This window comes from Chitinimonas sp. BJB300 (assembly GCF_002735695.1).
In the GTDB taxonomy this organism is placed as follows: Bacteria; Pseudomonadota; Gammaproteobacteria; order Burkholderiales; family Chitinimonadaceae; genus Chitinimonas.
The window spans coordinates 1-1230 of the sequence record NZ_PDZH01000310.1; the positions used below are offsets into that span (position 1 = coordinate 1).

General features: G+C 58.8%; 2 pseudogenes. Both read left to right on the forward strand.

The annotated features are described in order from the left end of the window. Positions 1-156 precede the first annotated feature (156 nt). Positions 157-459: pseudogene (locus tag CSQ89_RS23975) on the forward strand (hypothetical protein); the annotation flags it as partial. Positions 460-605: 146 nt separating this feature from the next. Further along, positions 606-1130: pseudogene (locus tag CSQ89_RS21560) on the forward strand (tyrosine-type recombinase/integrase); the annotation flags it as partial. Between the last annotated feature and the right edge of the window lie 100 nt (positions 1131-1230).

Sequence of the window (1230 nt, forward strand, 5' to 3'; positions counted from 1 at the left end):
TGGCCGATTATGCAAAGCCAGCGATTATGGAAAGTGACCGAGGTAGCTGTGGCTAAAAGGCAGGCAGGAAGCGACTCGGCAGCGGCGGATATCGCAACAAGCTGGACATAATTTCTTCGGTTTTCTGAAGTGGTAGTTCAACTTCAGGAGACCGTTATGGACCACACCGCTTTGTCCCCGGTTGCGCCAAGTACGCAGCCAGCGTCGGCGTTTGCCGATTACCTCACCGAGGAACTGAACCGCTACGACGAGCACCTGCATGATGTCCGCGGGTTAGCGGCGGGCACCCGCAGCCAGCGCGTTCGTGTCGTCAGGCTTTTGCTGCAAGAGCAATTTGCCGATTGTCCTATTGAGATTGCCAAGCTGCATCCCGACGATGTGCGCAGCTTCCTTGCCCGGCAATTGGATGCACACCGGTCGCACGCCAAAGCATCTTTGCTTGCATCGGCCTTGCGAAGTTACTTCCGCTACCGGGCTACCTATGGCGATCAGGTCGGCGGACTGACCGCAGTCATTTCAACCCCCGTTCACGGGAAGCTGGCGTCATTGCCACGGGCGCTCGGTCCGGACGAGGCTGATCGTCTGGTGAAGTCCTTGGCTCCGGGGCACGCGTGTCGGAAATCACCAGCGTCAAGGTCGGCGATATCGTGCTCGATCCGAGCGCTGCCTGCGTTCATCTGCACAGCAAGGGCCGAAAGCAACGCAGCGTTCCCCTGTGGCGCTCGACCGTCAAGGAAATGCGTGCCTGGCTGCGGCGGAATCCGCAGTTTGAGACGGCCTCTCCTTTGTTCCCCAATCGTAACGGGGAGGCGATGACGCGAACCAATGTGGCGTTGAGATTGGCGCTGGCGGTGCAGTCAGCCAGCGGCACCTATCCGGATTTGGCAAAACGGCACATCTCACCCCACACGCTCCGGCATACGACGGCGATGCACCTGTTGCAGGCTGGTGTCGATATCAGCGTCATTGCGCTTTGGCTTGGGCACGAAAGCCCGGTGACTACCCATCACTACGTCGAAGCCGACCTGACCATGAAGGAACAAGCCTTGGCCAGACTCCAGCAGCCAGACGCCAAGATCCAACGTTACCGGGCACCCGACTCGCTGATCGACTTCCTGAAGACGCTGTGATTATGTGAAGGTCGGAATCCCCGCCTGCCGCTATCCATCAGCATTTGGCAGTCATTCCGGCCTGCAACTTTCCATAATCGCTGGCTTTGCATAATCGGCC